Raw genomic sequence first — 17,234 nt, 5'->3', positions numbered from 1 at the left:
CGGCTTTTTTCATTTCCGGGTTCGGTGTTCGCGCCTGGCGAACCGAAAACGCGCGAAGTCCATCAGGCTGCGTCACTCACCGCATCTGCTTGCGCTCCCGCTTCGTTTCGTACATCGAACGATCTGCGTATTCGATCAGCGCCGTCATCTCGGTGCCGTCCTCCGGCAGGATGGCCACGCCCACGCTCACGCCGAGATCGATGCGGTGTCCTTCGAACTCGAACGGCTCGCCCACCGTTTCCACGAGCCGGCGGCTGTACGTCTCGGCGTCCCTGCGCCCCGCGATGCCGGGCAAAATCACGGCAAACTCATCGCCGCCCACGCGCGCCGCTGTGTCCACGCGGCGGCTCTGGCGAGCGATGCGCGTCGCCGTCTCCCGGATCGCCGCGTCGCCGGCGCGGTGGCCGTAGCGGTCGTTGATCGGCTTGAGGCCATCCATGTCGAGATTGAGCACGCCAAGTCCGCCCGACGAGCGCACCGCGAGATCCACCGACTGCCGCAGGCGATCGTAAAAGAGCGCACGATTGGGCAAACCCGTGAGCGCGTCATGCGTCGCGCGCAGATAGAGTTCGCTCGTCTCGTGCCGCGCGGCATGGAACATCGCCGCGGCGATCAGCTCGGACATCAGCGAGAGGGTGCGGATGTCCTCGTCGTTGAAGGCGTCGACTTCCGAATTCGTGACTTTCAGAACGCCGACGGTCGTCTCGAGGTGCTTGAGCGGCGTGACGATCATCGAGCGCAGCCCGGCGCGGCGGCAGGCTTCGCGGTCCACGCGCGGGTCGGTTTCGGAGTCGTCGCAGCGCAGGATCTCACCTTCGCGCACGCACATGCCCGAAAGGCTGGTCTCGCGTGCAAGGCGCAAACCGAGCAGGTCCGCGACGCTGCCCGAGGCCGCGCGATACACCATCTCATCGCCTTCGGCGAGCTCGACGACCGCGCCTTGCGCGCGTGTGAGCTGCTCGGTGCGCTCGGCCACGTAGGCCATCACGCCGCCGAGATCGAGCCCGAGCTTCGCGATGTCCGACTGCGCCTTGATGATCTCCAGCAGGGTTGCGTTGTCCAGTTGCGTGTCTTTCGCTTCGTTCTTCTTCATCGCTTAACCGTTAGCCTCGCCTTTGACTTTCTGACAGCACTGAAAGCCACAGCGCCATTGGATTGCATAAAGCATAGCAAACGTTGTTGATTGCGCTCACGCAAACGCTTCACATTCTCAATCCGGCCAAGCTTTTGCGATTCGTTGCGAGCGCACCTATTGGGAAGACGCGCTCAGCCCTCGATGCGCTCGCGCGTCACGCGCAGCAGCGCCGCCATCGCAAGGCTCGCCGCACGCGCGTCGCGTTGCGCGATCGCGTCGTACACGAGGGTGTGGTCGGGCAGCGCCGCGTTGAACACGTCGGCGCGCTTCGCATTCACGCGCAACTGGCCTTCGAGCGTGCGTTCGATCAGCGTGCCGAGCGGCACCAGTAATTCGTTGCGGCAAGCACCCAGCACCGCGAGATGAAAGCGCAGGTCAGCGCGCACCCATTCATCCACGTTGCGCGCCTCGGCCATGGCCTCGTGCGCGGCGGCGATCGATGCAAGCGCATCGTCATCGCGCGCGTTTGCGGCCAGTCCCGCCGCGAACGGTTCGATCATCTCGCGCATTTCCTGAAGCTTGAGCGCGAAAGCGAGCGGCGGCGCCACACGCGCGTACCAGTCGAGCACGTCGGCATCGAGCAGGTTCCACGCTTCGCGAGCACGCACCCGCGTGCCCACGCGCGGGCGCGACTCCACGAGCCCTTTCGAGGTCAGCGTGCGCAGCGCCTCGCGCAGCACCGTGCGGCTCACGTCGAACGTTGCCATGAGTTCGGCCTCGCGCGGCAGCACCGTCGCGGGCGGGTAGTCGCCGCGCAGGATCGCGCTGCCGAGTTCGTAGGCCACGGTGCCATGCAGATCGCGTTGAATCGCCGTTCTCCTGGATATTGGGAAGCGTTGCGAAATAATACTATTAATAGCACTTAAAGGCGAATTTTGCAGTAGCATGTGCGCTTGAAGACGTTGCCGCTCGCGCATGGCGCGAGCGCCGCCCTACCGCTCAAGGTCATGGAGACACCGCATGAAAATCACCAAGCTCGAAACCTTCGTCGTCCCGCCGCGCTGGCTCTTTCTGAAGATCGAAACGGACGAAGGGATCGTCGGCTGGGGCGAGCCGATTGTCGAAGGCCGCGCGCATACGGTGGCCGCCGCCGTCGATGAACTCGCGGACTATCTGATCGGCAAGGATCCGCTTCTCATCGAAGACCACTGGCAGGTGATGTATCGCGCGGGCTTTTACCGCGGCGGCCCGATCACGATGAGCGCGATTGCCGGCGTCGATCAGGCGCTCTGGGACATCAAGGGCAAGCATCATGGCGTGCCCGTTCACGCGCTGCTCGGCGGCCAGGTGCGCGACAAGATCAAGGTGTATTCGTGGATCGGCGGCGACCGCCCGAGCGACGTCGCCAACAATGCGCGCGCCGTGGTCGAGCGCGGCTTCAAAGCCGTGAAGATGAATGGCTCCGAAGAACTGCAGATCATCGACACCTTCGACAAGGTGCAGGGCGTCATCAACAACGTCGCGGCCGTGCGCGAAGCTGTGGGCCCGAACGTCGGCATCGGCGTGGATTTCCATGGCCGCGTGCACAAGCCCATGGCCAAGGTGCTCGCGAAAGAACTCGATCCGTTCAAGCTCATGTTCATCGAAGAGCCGGTGCTCTCCGAGAACGTCGAAGCGCTGCGCGACATCGTCAACCAGACCAGCACGCCGATCGCGCTGGGCGAGCGTCTCTACTCGCGCTGGGATTTCAAGCACATTCTCGCGGGCGGTTACGTGGACATCATCCAGCCCGACGCCTCGCACGCGGGCGGCATCACCGAGTGCCGCAAGATCGCCGCGATGGCCGAAGCCTATGACGTCGCGCTCGCGCTGCACTGCCCGCTCGGGCCGATCGCGCTCGCCACCTGCCTGCAGATCGACGCGGTGAGCTACAACGCGTTCATCCAGGAGCAAAGCCTCGGCATTCACTACAACAAGGGCAATGACCTGCTCGACTACATCAGGAATCCTGAGGTATTCAAGTACGAAGACGGCTTCGTCTCGATTCCGCAAGGCCCGGGTCTTGGCATCGACGTGAACGAGGAGAAGGTGCGCGAGATGGCGAAGACCGGTCACCGCTGGCGCAACCCGGTGTGGCGTCACGAAGATGGCAGCGTCGCCGAATGGTGATGCAAAGCTGAACGCCAAACGCGCGGCGTAACGTTACGCACTCGACGCCGCACGTTTCGGCGACGTAACATTTCGTGAGGCTTTGCGCGCTCCGACGCGCGCACTCGCATACCGCGCGGACGGCCTATGTCGTTTGCGCACACAGCCAGTTCATGGAAAGCCGCGCAGCGCCTTGCGCGGTCATCATCGAACACCCTCGCTGCCGGCGAACGCCACCCGCTGGCCTGCTCCTTGCTGATTCCCTTGCAACCCAACCTTGGTATTGCAAAGGATTCCATGGACGCGTCGCTTCCCGACTATCTGATCCGCGAACAAGCCGCCGTAGGCGCACTCGTCACCTTCGGCTTCCTGCGCGTGCTCGCTGCCGCCGTTGCCTTCACGCGCGGCTGGCGCATTGGCTGGGTGGAGTACGCCATGATCGGCGCCTCAGCGCTGTGGTGCGCGCCGCAACTGATCGCGCTAGTCGCGAACCCGTCGTCAGTGGCCGCGTTCGCGGAGCTCGAAGGTAACGCCATTGGGTGCGCCATCGCCCTCTTCTTCGCGCCGATCCTGAGTCACCGGCTCGGCTACGAATAAGCGACATCGACGACGTTTCAGCCCTGCAACACGTAGGCCGGCACGCTGTGTGCGAGCGCGGCCGCAGTCACCAGCACGCCGATCATCACGATCGCTTCGAGATGGATCACGTTGACGAAGCGGCGCGCCGCCGCGGTCGACGCCGCGCGCCGCAACTCGGGCATCGCCACGAGCCGGTTGAAGGCGCCCATTGCCAGCGCGAGCACGACGAGCGCAGTCTTGAGCAGCAGCACGCGCCCCCAGGTGCTGTCCATGACGGCGTCGAACGACCCGCCGCTGCCGCGCAAGGCATTGAACACGCCCGTCGCAATCACGAAGCCCACTGCGAAGAACGCCACGTTCGAGATCTGGCCCGCGGTGCGGATCAACACGCCGCGCGCCGTCGACGCGCCGAGCGCCGGCAGCACAGCCAGGCCGCCCGCCATGACGATGCCGCCCCACGCGCTCGCACTCAGCACATGCAGCGTATGGAGGCCGAGCGCAGCCGAGGCGAAGCCCGCGTCGGCGGCGTGCCCGAGCCCTGCCCGCCCCGCAGCAATGGCAACGAGCGCGAGCCACAGCACGCCATCGCGCGCCACGCTAGAGGCCGCGAACGCGCAGCCCAGCAGCACGAGTGCGCCCGCGAACGCGACGGTCCACGCGTGACCAACATGCGTTTGCGAGAGCACCGTGCCGACCACGCCAAACGCGCTGGGCAACGACTCGCCGCTGACCGACGCGCTCTCGTACAGCATCCACATGATGAGCGCCGCGACGAGCACGACCGCCGAGGCGCGCAGCGAGCGTTGCGCACGCAGCCATGCGAGGCGCGCGGGGGCGATAGCCGTGCGGCCGTCCTTGTCGAGCCATGCGCCATAAAACGCCGAGCCGAGCGCGAACGCGTAGGCAATGTTGACGATGGCCGCCATGGCGACCTGACCGATCCAGAGCCAGTCAGCTTTCATCGGACCTCGCCCTCCCGCGTGTTGCGGGTCGCGCGGACTGCGCGTGAGGGAGAACGGTCGGCTTGATGCAACGATAAGGAAAGTGCAATTGGAGTCATCGAGACAAGTGGCAAGGAAACAACATGAAAACAACGGCAGCAGCGCATCGCGCGTCCCGCAAGGGTGCCTGCTTCGATAGCCGCCGCGCCAATCGGTTCAATGCAGTTTCCCCTCAGATTCACCGCAGGTTCGATGCGCATTCCATGCACGAGCATCGAGCCCGCCCACAAGACCGAACGCGGCGGCGGCATGAGCCCGGCATAAACACGGCTACGAGCCAGGAACAACCGGCTCGCCGAGTGTGGCGCGGGTGCGGGACAACCCCGTGTCACCGATTGGCGAACAGGTGCAGAATCATAACCGGCACCGCCGCGACGAACGGCCGCAAGCACGTCGCGCTGGCGACTCGACGATATCGGAGGGCGCTTGTGGCGCATGTGGCAAATGGTCACTATGAGTTCCCGATGCTAGAATCTGCGGCGTCGCCGCCGCAGCGCGCACAGTCTTCTGCTTTCATCGCGCGCAGCCTGGAAGCCGGGCCGTTCGAAGCCTGGTCAGGTCCACGATAAAGATGGAGTTACGCGTGTCCCCAAGACGTATCTTCCGACCGCTCATTCCGCTCGTCGCGCCTCTGGCAGCAGCACTTTTGCTCGGGTCGACCGGCGTTCTCAGCGCTGCATATGCCCAGACGGCGGCCTCGGCACCACAGTCCGCCTCCGCGCCGCAGCCCAAAGCCCCCGACACGATCGCCTCACGCGTGCAGGGCTGCACCGCGTGCCACGGCTCGCACGGGCAGGGCACCGACAACGACTACTTCCCGCGTCTCGCCGGCAAACCGGCCGAGTACCTGTTCAACCAGCTAATGAACTTCCGCGAGGGTCGCCGCAAGTACCCTCCGATGAATTATCTGGTCACCTATCTCTCCGACGACTACCTGCACGAGATCGCGACGTTCTTCTCGCAGCAGCGGCCGCCCTACCCGCCGCCCGCGAAGCCTTCGGTCGGCAGCGACACGCTCGCGCGCGGCCAGCAGATCGTCCTGCACGGCGATCCGGCCAAGCAGGTGCCCGCCTGCGCGGCCTGCCACGGCGCGAAGCTCACCGGCATGGAGCCGGCCATTCCGGGTCTGGTCGGTCTGCACATGGACTACATCAGCGCGCAGATCGGCGCCTGGCGCTCGGGCTCGCGGCATGCGAAGGCGCCGGACTGCATGCATGAGATCGCCACGCGCCTCACCGACCAGGACGTGAACGCGGTCGCAGCATGGCTTTCGACGCAGAGCGCGCCGCAGAACCCCGTGCCGGCGCCGGCTGGCTCACTCAAGACGCCGCTTGCTTGCGGCAGCGAACCGCAATAAGGCGCCGGGGAGACAGCCAATATGAACCGCAAGTCCCTGTTCGCACTTTCCGCCGTCGTCGTGGCCGCCGCCGCGGCCCTCGTACCGGTGCTCTGGTCGGGCACTCACTATCTGCAAAATGGCGCGGCGCAGGCCGCGACGCCCGTCGACCAGGCCGATCTCATCAAGAAGGGCGAGTACCTCGCGCGCGCCGGCGACTGTATCGCCTGCCACACGGTGCGCGGCGGCCAGATGTTCGCGGGCGGCCTGCCGATGGCCACGCCGTTCGGTACGCTCTACACGCCCAACATCACGCCCGATGACCAGTACGGCATCGGCAAGTGGAGCGCCGACGACTTCTATCGCGCCATGCACACGGGCCGCTCGAAAGACGGCAGCCTGCTCTATCCGGCATTCCCGTTCGCGAGCTACACCAAGGTCACGCGCGCCGACGCCGACGCGATCTTCGCCTATCTGCGCTCGGTCCCGCCGGTCAACGTGCCTAGCCGTCCGCACGAACTCAAGTTCCCGTTCAACAACCGCAACCTGCTGATCGGCTGGCGCACGCTGTTCTTCCGCGAAGGCGAATACAAGCCCGATCCGACCAAGTCGGTCGAATGGAACCGCGGCGCGTATCTCGTGGAAGGCCTCGGCCACTGCGGCATGTGCCACACGTCCATCAACGCGGTGGGCGGCCCGGTCAACTCGGCGGCCTTCGCGGGCGGCCTGATCCCGCTGCAGAACTGGTACGCGCCGTCGCTCACAGGCAGCGAAGGCGGCCTCGGCGACTGGGACATCAAGGACATCGCGAGCCTCCTGAAGACCGGCGTTTCCGAGCGCGGCGCCGTGTTCGGCCCGATGGCGGACGTGATCCACAACAGTCTGCAATACCTCTCGGACGACGATATCCACGCGATGGCCTCGTACCTCAAGACCATCCCGCAGAAGAAGGAAGCGCCCGAAACGATGCAGATGGAGACGTCGGAAGCGTTCGGCGGCGAACTCTTGCAGCAAGGTCAGAAGATCTACCATGACCAGTGTGCAAAGTGTCACGCGGAAAACGGTCTCGGCATGCCGCCGAACTTCCCGCCGCTTGCGAACAATCAGTCGATCCAGATGCATTCGGCTGTGAACCCGATCCGCATGGTGCTCAACGGCGGCTATCCGCCGAGCACGGGGGGCAACCCGCGCCCGTACGGCATGCCGCCGTTCGCGCAGGCGCTCTCGAACCAGGAGGTTGCAGCGGTGGTGACGTTCATCCGCATGTCCTGGGGCAACAAGGGCACGCCGGTGTCGCCGCAGCAGGTCGCGGACCTGCGCTCGTCTCCGCTTGACTGACGCACGCCTGCTATAGTAGCGGTTGCCTGATCAGGGCGCAGTCCGCGAAAGCGCGGGCTGCGCCCTTCGCTATTTGGCGCCGGGCCGTGCGGTGAAGGCGGTTCCGTGGCCCGTCAGGCCTGGTTTTGAACGCTGCAGTCGAGCACTGCGCCGTGAGGGTTGGAACAATGTTCCACCCGCGAGCGTTGCGCTCAAGAAGAAGAAGGAGTGGTCGTCATGCACGCCGGTGAGCGTCTGAACAGCATGACTCACCTCGTGGGCGCGATGTTGTCGGTAGCGGGCCTCGTCTCGCTCGTGACGCTCGCGGCGCTGGATCACGATGCGTATAAGGTCGTGAGCTTTGCGGTATACGGGGCGATGTTGTGCGCGCTGTACACGATCTCGACGCTGTATCACGGCGTGCGCGGCATACGCCTGAAGGCGGTGCTGCAAAAGTGCGACCATGCCGCGATCTATCTGCTCATCGCGGGAAGCTATACTCCGTTCACGCTAGTGACGCTGCGCGGGCCTTGGGGCTGGTCGCTCTTCGGCGTGAGCTGGGGGCTCGCGGTCCTCGGCATCGTCCAGGAACTCACGCTCGGGCGGCGCACGAGAGTGCTTTCGATGGTGCTCTACGTGGTGATGGGCTGGCTCGCGGTGGTGGCGGTTCGCCCGCTCGTCGAAGCCTTGCCGGCCGCGGGCACGGCGTGGTTGCTGGCCGGCGGCGTCATTTACAGCGTCGGTATTTATTTTTTCGTCAATGACGAGCGCATCCGGCACGGACATGGAATCTGGCATCTGTTCGTGCTCGCCGGGAGCGTCTGTCAATTCGTGAGCGTCGCGCGCTACGTCGCGTGACGCGTCAATGCGAAGACATCGCACGGCCGCCGCAGTGTCCGCGGCCGCTCGATGCAACTTAACGCCAGACGACGTGTCTTGATAGACCCGTCCGTTCCATGAAGAAAAAACGCGGCGCGCGCACTGGCGCGCCGTCCGAACAACGCGTAAAGGCGGCTTCACCGGGCGCATTCGAACCCGGCAACACCGCTTTGGCTGCGCAGCGCGCCCTCGGGCCGCGAAGCGTCGTCCGCGCTACTGCAATACAACAGGTGTTTATGTCTTTCGATTCTCTCGGCTTGTCCGAACCGCTGGTCCGCGCAGTCAACGAACTTGGGTACACCACGCCCACGCCTATCCAGGCGCAAGCGATTCCCGCCGTGCTCGGCGGCGGCGACCTGCTCGCCGGCGCGCAAACCGGCACCGGCAAGACCGCCGGCTTCACGCTGCCGATCCTGCAACGCCTCACGGACATGCCGCCGGCAGCGAATGGCAAGCGCGTGGTGCGCGCGCTGATCCTCACGCCCACGCGTGAGCTCGCCGCGCAAGTCGAAGAGAGCGTGCGCGCCTACGGCAAATATCTGAAGCTCAAATCCACCGTGATGTTCGGCGGCGTGGGCATCAATCCGCAAATCGACGCGCTCAGGCGCGGCGTGGATATCGTGGTCGCGACGCCGGGGCGCCTGCTCGATCACATGCAGCAAAAGACGATCGACCTCTCGCAGCTCGAGATTCTCGTGCTCGACGAAGCCGACCGCATGCTCGACATGGGCTTCATCCACGACATCAAGCGCGTGCTCGCGAAGCTGCCGCCCAAGCGCCAGAACCTGCTCTTCTCGGCCACCTTCGCCGACGAGATCAAGGCGCTCGCCGACAGCCTGCTCGACTCGCCCGCGCTCATCGAAGTCGCACGCCGCAACACCACGGCCGAAACCGTGGCGCAGAGGATCTATCCCGTCGACCGCGACCGCAAGCGCGACCTGCTCACGCATCTAATCCGCCAGCACAACTGGTTCCAGGTGCTCGTGTTCACGCGCACCAAGCACGGCGCGAACCGCCTCGCCGAGCAGCTCACGAAGGACGGCATCAGCGCCCTCGCAATTCACGGCAACAAGAGCCAGTCGGCACGCACGCGCGCTTTGAGCGAGTTCAAGGACGGCACGCTCCAGGTGCTCGTTGCGACCGACATCGCTGCGCGCGGGATCGATATCGACCAGTTGCCGCACGTCGTCAACTACGATCTGCCGAACGTGCCCGAAGATTACGTGCACCGCATCGGCCGCACCGGCCGCGCGGGCGCGACGGGCGAAGCCGTGTCGCTCGTGTGCGTGGACGAGCATCAACTGCTCAAGGACATCGAGAAGCTCATCAAGCGCGCGGTGCCGCAAGAGGTCATTCCGGGCTTCGAGCCGGACCCGAACGCGAAGCCCGAGCCGATCCAGCGCCGCAGCCAGCCGCAAGGCCGCTCGCCGCGCCAGGGACAAGGGCAAGGACAGGGCCGCGGTGCGTCGAATGGCGCGAATGCCGCGAACGGCGGCCGGCCCGCGCAGGCACGCGAATCGCGTGAGCCGCGCGGCGGGAATCGCGAAGGTGGCCGTGATAGCAACCGCGAAGGTGGACGTGACGGTGGCCGCGAAGGCAACCGTGCTAATGCTGCCAACGGCGGCGGCAACGGCGGGCAACGCCCGGCCAAGCCGGCCTCGAACGGCGGCGTGCGCACTGCCAAGCCCGTGAAACAGCAAGGCGCAAATCACGGCGCACAAGGCGCGCGCGGCGAACATACGCGTCGCGAAAGCCAGCGCGGCGTTTCGCACGAAAGCGCACTGGGCCGCCCGCAACAACGCAAGCCGCAAGGCAATCCGGGCGCACTGCTTGGCGGCCGCCCAGGCGGCAATTCGCGCCGCGACGGCAACGGCCAGCGCGATCGCTGATCTCATCGCCTGGAAACGAAAAAGCCCGCTCTAGCAGCGGGCTTTTTGTTTTCGCGCGCGCCGACGCCCTAGCGGAAGAAGACGTGTTGCGTGATCTTCGCGAGCGGATAGTGCACGCCAGGCAGGATCTTCGCAGGCAGGTTGAGCGGCTTGAGCAGCATCTTCACGCACATGTCGGCGGAAAGATTGTGGCGCACCAGCGAGTTCACGCGCGCAGTGAGCTCACGACTATAGGCTTCGTCGCGCACGCGGTCGGGGTAGCGGCCTGCGTACACATGGCGCAGCGCGATCGCGGAATCCTCGTTCTTGATCTCCATCACGCGACGCATGAGCGCGCCGAGTACGGCGAGACGCCCGTGCCCTTCTATCTGGTTGTACTTCTTGAAATAGCGGAAAAAGTGCTTGTAATGGCGCACTTCGTCGCTGCGAATGTTGTCGGTAATTTCCTTGAGCACGGGCTCATCCGAGTACTCGCCGATCGCACGGTAGAGCGTGGCGGTGCCGGTTTCCACCACGCAGCGCGCGACCATTTCGAGCGCACGCGTTTTCTCGAACTCCTCGAACGAACAGGTCTTCGAATACTCTTCGATGAAGGTCGCAAACGCCGCGTCCCAGTCGAACTCGGGCCACACATACTGGATGTACGTCTTCAGTGCGCGCCCATGCTGAAGCTCCTCGGGCTCCCATTCGCGGTTGAGCCACTCGGAGACCTCGGGGTCGCCGTTGAAGAATACGTTCAGGTTACTGGTGTAAAGGTCGGAACCGCTTTCGATGAACGAAGAGGCGGCGAGAAGCAGCATGAGGTCTTCGTTGGCCGCGGCACGTTGACGGTCGATACGCGTGAGATCGATGTCTTCGATGCGCCAGGGCATCACATGGCGAGGCTCGTTGTCGTTACGCATTGTGTCCTACTCCCGAAGCGGCGATTACGCTCACGACGCGCGGCGCCTGGCCGGAAGCCTCGAGGCCCGGCGAACTGCGCCAGTCACGCGTGACGAGCATTACCAGCCATCCCTATTTCCATCTTAGCCGTTGTTTCGCATAGCTGCAGCGACTAAGCACAGACCGGGCCCGGCTCCCACAGTTCCGGGAGTCGACGGCTTCTCCCCATTACGTCATATGACGCTCGCGGGCCGAGGCGCAGACGCGATACCCGTGGGAGCTACCCGCCTGATGCGTAACGGATCGAACCGGATTCGCTCGCTGCGTGACGCGGTGCGGTACGAACCTCAAGTAATTTCGCGAATCAGGACGGCTCGCACCACCGCTGCGTGCAAGCTCGAATGTCAAAGGGAAAATTTTCGGGGCGTGGTTTGTACAACGCAGCGGCGTTGACTACACTCCAGTTCCCCGAGGTAGATCCCGGGCTGGATGCCGTTTTGACCGCGCACAGGCGGTCGAGGCGGCCGGTCCCTCCGGCCATTCGATCTGCACGGTCGCAGGCTTTCGCTCACACCACCGCATGTTTGTCGCTGCGCCGCCCCGCGGGCCGCAACCAGCGACCTCTGATGCGGCAACACGGAGAGAACGATGCTGAGTCCGCATGAATTCGCCACCCTGCTGCTAGTACAGGACGCCCCCAACCAGCTCGACATGGAGCGAGAAGAACTGGACGCCTTGCTCGAACGACAGCTCGTCCAACTGGAGCGCCTTGCGTCCGGCCTTCAGCAATGGCGACTAACCGAAATCGGCGACTCTGCGTTGCGCGCCATCAAACGGTGTTCGTAGCCTGATCCCGCGGGCCGAGCGCCCGCGTAGCCACAGGCTCCATTGAGTTTTATCGATTTGCGCGGACGCATGGGTCGTCCGCCAGCCCGGCTTGTCGGGCACGTCCCCGATGCAGGCGCACGGCAGTAGACGTACGCGCCTGCAGTGCATGGTCACGCGGACCCGCGCGCTTCATGCCCGCGTGACCATTTTTTTGCGTGTTCGTATTCCCTCCCGCGCGGCGCGTTTTGGCTCGCGCCACGCGTGCCATGCACGCGCGCTCCGCCGCGCCTCTACGCGCCTACCCCGCTCGCAGCGTGGGGTCGACCGCCGACCGCCAGCTCAGCGCTTGCGCGCGCTGTGCATTGAGGAAGTTCACCCACTCGCCTCGCGCCTCCCCGTTGCCGCTCTTGCCGAGCGTGGTGTATTGCTGCGCGATCTGAGCCTGGAAGCCGCAAAACTGGTCCTGGGGCAGCCTGCCGCGCCGATTGGCGACCCAGGCGTCGAACATCGCCGCGTAGACGCCCGGCGCATACGCACCGAAATCGACCGCCTGGCCGCCGCACATCTCCTGCAAAGCGGCGAGCGACGGTGCACGCCCCCCGCCTTGCGGGCCCGGCGGCGCGCCCAGACACCCCGCGAGCAGCACGGCCGCACCGATCATCGCAATTCCACGCATGATTGCCTCGTTATCGTTTTCGACTGGTTGGAACGACTTCATCACGATGCGGTTATTGTCGCACCGCGCCGCCCGAGCGGCACCCTGGCCGTTCGGCCGAGTCGAGCGCAATTCGCTTTAGGGCTATGCTGGGTTCGATGTATCGGACCTCCCAAGGAGACTGCACGATGCCTCAGTCGCACGCTGGGTCGTACGTCCTCGCGCTGGACCAGGGCACGACGAGTTCACGCGCCCTGCTGCTCGAGCGCAGCGGCACAATCGCCGCGCTCGCGCAGAAAGAGTTCGCGCAGCTTTACCCGCGGCCCGGCTGGGTCGAGCATGACCCGCGCGATATCTGGTCGAGCCAGGCAGGCGTCGCGGCGGAGGCGCTCACGCGCGCGGGCGTCGGGGCTGCCGCGATTGCGGGCATCGGCATCACGAACCAGCGCGAAACGACCATCGTGTGGGAACGTGCAACGGGTCAGCCCGTGTACAACGCCATCGTCTGGCAGGACCGCCGCACAGCCGGCTATTGCGACGAACTCAAAGCGAGCGGCCTCGAGCCGACGGTGCGCGCGAAAACCGGCCTGCCGATCGATGCGTACTTTTCGGCCACGAAAATCCGCTGGATTCTCGATCATGTCGAGGGCGCGCGCGAAAAAGCACGCGGCGGGCGGCTCGCGTTCGGAACCGTGGACAGCTGGCTGCTGTGGCACTTCACGCGAGGCGCGCTGCACGCCACCGACGTCACCAACGCCGCGCGCACGATGCTCTTCGACATCCATACGCTGCGCTGGGACGACGACCTGCTCGCGCTCTTCGACATCCCACGCAGCATGCTGCCGGAGGTGCGTTCGTCGTCGGAGGTCTACGCGCGCACGGCAGCGTCGCTCTTCGCGGCCGAAATCCCGCTTGCGGGCGTAGCAGGCGACCAGCACGCGGCGCTCTTCGGGCAGATGTGCCTGCAGCCCGGCATGGTGAAGAACACCTACGGCACCGGCTGCTTTCTCGTGATGAATACCGGCGCACAGCCAATCGAGTCGAGCCACAACCTCGTCACCACCATCGCGTGGCAAGCGCTCGGGCAAACGCAATACGCGCTGGAGGGCAGCATCTTTATCGCAGGCGCCGTGGTGCAATGGCTGCGCGACGGACTCGGCATCATTCGCAGCGCCGCGGAAATCGAATCGCTCGCGGCCAGCGTGCCGCACAGCGACGGCGTGTACCTTGTGCCCGCATTCGCCGGGCTCGGCGCGCCGCACTGGAACGCGCACGCGCGTGGCACGTTGTTCGGCGTCACACGCGGCACGACCGCGGCGCATATCGCACGCGCGGCACTCGAATCCATCGCGTACCAATCGTTCGATGTCCTTGCCGCCATGGAAGCCGATTCCGGCATGCGCGTGAGCGAGCTGCGCGTGGATGGCGGCGCGAGCAAAAACGATCTGCTCATGCAGTTTCAAACCGATCTGCTGGGCGTGAATGTGTTGCGGCCGCGCTCGAGCGAGAGCACTGCACTGGGCGCGGGATATCTGGCCGGGCTCGCGGTGGGGTTCTGGCGCGATATCGACGAACTCCAGCAGCATTGGAGCCTCGAGCGCCGCTTCATGCCCACCATGCCGCGCGACGATGTTGCAAGGCGCCTGGCCGGCTGGCAACGCGCGATCGGCGCGGCAAAAGCGTGGGCCGACGCCGGCGAGGCAAACGCAGCGCACGACGGCTGAGCCCGGCGGCCCGCGAATGCGCTGCGTCCAAAAAGCAAAAGCACGTATGATTGGGGGTTTCCACCCTCCCGCCTGCCTGGCTCAGGCGCACACGGCCCCAAGCCCTGCGCTGCCCGGCCTCTCGTTTCACGCATGATCGACCATCTCATCTGCGACTGTGACGGCGTGCTCGTCGACAGCGAAGTCATCGCCGACCGCGTTCTGTTCGAAACGCTCAGCAGCACCTTTCCCGGCATCGATTTTCACGCCGCCGTGAATGCGGCGTTCGGCCAGCAAACCTCGCGCTTTCTCGCCGACGTGGCCGCCCGCTTCGACCTCACGATGCCCGAAGACTTTCTCGAGACCATCGAACATCGTTGCGAAGCCGCCATTGCCGATTCGGTGAGTCCGATCAACGGCGTGCGCGACGCCTTGCGCCAGGTGACGCTTCCTGCCGCCGTCGTTTCGAACAGCCGGCTCACGCGCGTGCACGCTTCGGTACGGCGCGCCGGGCTCGATACGATCTTCGGCGAGCGCATCTTCAGCGCCGAGCAGGTCGCGCGGCCCAAGCCTTATCCGGATGTCTACCTGCACGCGGCGAAGCAGCTCGGCGTGGAGCCGGCGCGCTGCATCGTCGTCGAGGACAGCATTTCGGGTTTGAACGCCGCGCGCGCGGCGGGCATGAAGACGATTGCGTTCGTGGGCGCGAGCCACATTCCTTCGGGCTACGCCGACGTGCTGCGCGAGATGGGCATCACGCGCATCATGGCGCACATGGAGGAACTGCCTGCGCTCGTCGAGGCCGGCGTGCGCGGCGAATTCGGCGACGTGCAGTCGTAAGGCAGCGCGCCCAACAGGTGCACCAGCCGCGAAGAAAACGAAACGAGGCGCCCATCGGCGCCTCATTTTTCACCACGCTACTTCAGCGCCTCAGGCCGGTTCGGCACAACGCTCGCGCGCTACGGCGAGCGACTCGCGGAACGCCACCAGCTCGGCAATCGAGAGGATCGGCAGGTTGTGCAGCTTCGCGAAGTCGTCGACCTGCTTGCCGCGCGCCATCGTGCCATCCGGGTTCATCAGCTCACACAGCACGCCAGCGGGCGCGAGGCCCGCGAGCACCGCCAGATCGACGGTGCCTTCCGTATGGCCGCGGCGCGCCAGCACGCCGCCCCGCTGCGCGCGCAGCGGAAATACGTGGCCGGGGCGCACGATATCGGCAGGCTTCGCGTTCGGGGCGATCGCAGCGCGGATCGTCGTCACGCGGTCGGCGGCCGAAACGCCCGTGCTCACGCCGTCGCGCGCTTCGATCGAGACCGTGAACGCGGTGCGGTTGCGGCTCTCGTTGTGGGCCACCATCGGCGGCAGTTCGAGCGCGCGCACTTTTTCGTCGGAGAGGCACAGGCACACGATGCCGCTGCATTCGCGGATGAAAAGCGCCATCGTTTCAGGCGTGAGGCGTTCGGCGGCGACGATCAGGTCGGCCTCGTCCTCGCGGTCGTGGTCGTCCTGCAGCACGACCGGGCGGCCTTCGCGCATGGCTTGCAACGCGGCGGCGATGCGCGGGGGTACCGGCTCGGAATCGATGAACGGGAGATCGGCGGCGGCGTCGAGCGGCGCGCCAAGGGATGAAGTATTAGCAGTAAGGGACATGTGAAACGCTCCTCGCAAGAGTTAGGCGAAAAACGTTTCAGGGCATTGCAAACAGACAGGAATCCCCGGCACACGCCATTCGGCAGACATGCGGTACGCCCCCAAAATGGGGACACACGCACATCGGCCGAAACGCCGCGGCGGATGGGCAAACATGACCATCTGCACATCTTCTTTCATCCGGACTATGACCGTCGGCTCTGGCTTCGCACCAGATCTGCTGACCCTGCGCACGACACAATGAGGCTCGCGCAGGCGCTCGCGGGCTCGTCGGCCAGGCCTTTCGGCACGGCCGGCATACCGCCGGTGGGGAATTACACCCCGCCCTGAAGACGCACTGATTACCGGATCAACCGGCGGGCAAAGGATACAACAGGCTGCGCAACCGTGCAGCGCGAAAAAGTACGACTAGACAATTTTCTCGAAACGGGCTTTGTGCGATGCCGCATCGGCACGCGAGACCCAGCACGGCTCATGCCGGCTGCGGCGCCACGTTTGCGACCGCATCCACCGCCCTGACCGCTTCGACTGCCGATGCAACCTCGCCGCCAGCCGGCGCGGCGGGCACGTCCCAGCGCGGCGGCGTCTCGGCGTTGAGCGTCACGCGAAACACGCGTGCTTCGGTGTCGCCGGGGTTGCGCAGGCTGTGCGGCTGGTCGGCGTCGAATACGATCGCGTCGCCGGTGGCGAGCAGTTGCCGCCGATCGTGCACGCTCACTTCGAGCGTGCCCTCGCTCACCACGAGGTTCACCGTTGTACCGGGCGCGCGGCGCACGCCGGGCTCGGTGTGCAGCGGCGCGATGCGCAGTTCGTGAAACTCCGCGGCGGCGGGCTCCCCTTCCGGATAAAGCGCACGCGCCGAATAACGGCCATCGGCGGAAACGAGGCGCGACGCGCGCTCGGCGGGCAAATGCTCGAAGCCGTTCACGGCGTGGCGCCGCAGAAACGCCGAGACCGAAACCTTGAGCGCCGCCGCCACCTTGCACAGCACCTTGATCGACGGCACGCTGCGCGCCGACTCGACCTGAGCGAGCATCGCGCGCGAAACACCCGAGGCGCGTGCGAGCGCATCGAGCGAAAGCTGGCGCTCGGCGCGCAGGCGGGCGAGGTTCACGCCGACGAGATGCTCGAGCGCTTCGAAAGATGCTTCGGTGTGCGCAATATTGGGCTGTACATCGCGCACGAGCGCGAGAGGTGAATGCATGGCTGCCTCCGGGCGCGCCGCTTGATTGCGGCGCAAGAGCATGAATGGAGGCAAGACTAGCATCGCGATTTGCCGCGCCCAACGAAGT

General features: G+C 65.4%; 16 protein-coding genes and 1 riboswitch. Of the genes, 9 read left to right on the top strand and 7 right to left on the bottom strand.

Going from position 1 to position 17,234, the window contains the following annotated elements; all coding sequences use genetic code 11:
• Positions 1–76: 76 nt before the first annotated feature.
• Positions 77–1,093, bottom strand: coding sequence for a sensor domain-containing diguanylate cyclase (locus VSR72_RS20090; RefSeq protein ID WP_342954091.1), 1,017 nt, complete (start codon positions 1,091–1,093; stop codon positions 77–79).
• 173 nt (positions 1,094–1,266) lie between these two features.
• Entirely contained in the window at positions 1,267–2,022 is a 756-nt protein-coding gene (locus tag VSR72_RS20085) for an FCD domain-containing protein (protein WP_342954178.1), read from the bottom strand.
• 73 nt (positions 2,023–2,095) lie between these two features.
• Here VSR72_RS20085 and dgoD point away from each other — a divergent pair, with 73 nt between their 5' ends.
• Positions 2,096–3,244 (top strand): galactonate dehydratase, encoded by a 1,149-nt coding sequence (gene dgoD / locus VSR72_RS20080; protein ID WP_322047822.1) that lies wholly within the window; start codon positions 2,096–2,098, stop codon positions 3,242–3,244.
• Positions 3,245–3,520: 276 nt separating this feature from the next.
• On the top strand, positions 3,521–3,820 hold the full coding sequence (locus VSR72_RS20075) for a hypothetical protein (protein WP_342954090.1): 300 nt from the start codon (positions 3,521–3,523) through the stop codon (positions 3,818–3,820).
• A 17-nt stretch (positions 3,821–3,837) separates the two neighbouring features.
• Here VSR72_RS20075 and VSR72_RS20070 read toward each other — a convergent pair whose 3' ends face one another.
• The gene (locus tag VSR72_RS20070; protein ID WP_342954089.1) at positions 3,838–4,764 is read right to left on the bottom strand and encodes a CopD family protein; all 927 of its coding nucleotides are present in this window, start codon (positions 4,762–4,764) and stop codon (positions 3,838–3,840) included.
• Positions 4,765–5,374: 610 nt separating this feature from the next.
• Here VSR72_RS20070 and VSR72_RS20065 point away from each other — a divergent pair.
• The 4 genes from VSR72_RS20065 to VSR72_RS20050 all read left to right on the top strand — a co-directional run bounded on the left by VSR72_RS20065 (position 5,375) and on the right by VSR72_RS20050 (position 10,224).
• Positions 5,375–6,160 (top strand): c-type cytochrome, encoded by a 786-nt coding sequence (locus tag VSR72_RS20065; protein WP_342954088.1) that lies wholly within the window; start codon positions 5,375–5,377, stop codon positions 6,158–6,160.
• Between the two features lie 21 nt (positions 6,161–6,181).
• A complete protein-coding gene (locus tag VSR72_RS20060; protein WP_342954087.1) occupies positions 6,182–7,477 on the top strand; it encodes a cytochrome c in 1,296 nt (431 codons plus the stop codon).
• Positions 7,478–7,693: 216 nt separating this feature from the next.
• The gene (locus VSR72_RS20055) at positions 7,694–8,314 is read left to right on the top strand and encodes a hemolysin III family protein (RefSeq protein ID WP_342954086.1); all 621 of its coding nucleotides are present in this window, start codon (positions 7,694–7,696) and stop codon (positions 8,312–8,314) included.
• Between the two features lie 257 nt (positions 8,315–8,571).
• Entirely contained in the window at positions 8,572–10,224 is a 1,653-nt protein-coding gene (locus tag VSR72_RS20050; RefSeq protein WP_342954085.1) for a DEAD/DEAH box helicase, read from the top strand.
• Between the two features lie 68 nt (positions 10,225–10,292).
• Here the strand turns inward: VSR72_RS20050 and VSR72_RS20045 are convergent, their stop codons facing one another.
• Positions 10,293–11,126 (bottom strand): ferritin-like domain-containing protein, encoded by an 834-nt coding sequence (locus VSR72_RS20045; protein WP_342954084.1) that lies wholly within the window; start codon positions 11,124–11,126, stop codon positions 10,293–10,295.
• 628 nt (positions 11,127–11,754) lie between these two features.
• Here VSR72_RS20045 and VSR72_RS20040 point away from each other — a divergent pair.
• A complete protein-coding gene (locus VSR72_RS20040) occupies positions 11,755–11,952 on the top strand; it encodes a hypothetical protein (protein WP_028205977.1) in 198 nt (65 codons plus the stop codon).
• 280 nt (positions 11,953–12,232) lie between these two features.
• Here VSR72_RS20040 and VSR72_RS20035 read toward each other — a convergent pair whose 3' ends face one another.
• Positions 12,233–12,610, bottom strand: a complete 378-nt coding sequence (locus VSR72_RS20035) for a hypothetical protein (protein ID WP_342954083.1) — start codon at positions 12,608–12,610, stop codon at positions 12,233–12,235.
• A gap of 167 nt (positions 12,611–12,777) precedes the next feature.
• Here VSR72_RS20035 and glpK point away from each other — a divergent pair, with 167 nt between their 5' ends.
• Positions 12,778–14,313, top strand: a complete 1,536-nt coding sequence (glpK, locus tag VSR72_RS20030; RefSeq protein ID WP_342954082.1) for a glycerol kinase GlpK — start codon at positions 12,778–12,780, stop codon at positions 14,311–14,313.
• 132 nt (positions 14,314–14,445) lie between these two features.
• Positions 14,446–15,132: an HAD family hydrolase gene (locus tag VSR72_RS20025; RefSeq protein WP_342954081.1), complete on the top strand. Its 687-nt coding sequence runs from the start codon at positions 14,446–14,448 to the stop codon at positions 15,130–15,132.
• 90 nt (positions 15,133–15,222) lie between these two features.
• Here the strand turns inward: VSR72_RS20025 and ribB are convergent, their stop codons facing one another.
• Together ribB and VSR72_RS20015 are read right to left on the bottom strand one after the other, a co-directional pair.
• Entirely contained in the window at positions 15,223–15,942 is a 720-nt protein-coding gene (ribB, locus tag VSR72_RS20020; RefSeq protein WP_342954080.1) for a 3,4-dihydroxy-2-butanone-4-phosphate synthase, read from the bottom strand.
• 164 nt (positions 15,943–16,106) lie between these two features.
• Positions 16,107–16,280, bottom strand: a riboswitch (FMN riboswitch).
• Between the two features lie 134 nt (positions 16,281–16,414).
• A complete protein-coding gene (locus VSR72_RS20015; RefSeq protein WP_342954079.1) occupies positions 16,415–17,146 on the bottom strand; it encodes an XRE family transcriptional regulator in 732 nt (243 codons plus the stop codon).
• Positions 17,147–17,234: the final 88 nt, after the last annotated feature.

The sequence above is a fragment of the Paraburkholderia sp. JHI869 genome, assembly GCF_038900775.1.
GTDB lineage: Bacteria > Pseudomonadota > Gammaproteobacteria > Burkholderiales > Burkholderiaceae > Paraburkholderia.
Note: the sequence above shows the minus strand (reverse complement) of the source record. Positions and strands in the feature narration are given on the sequence as shown.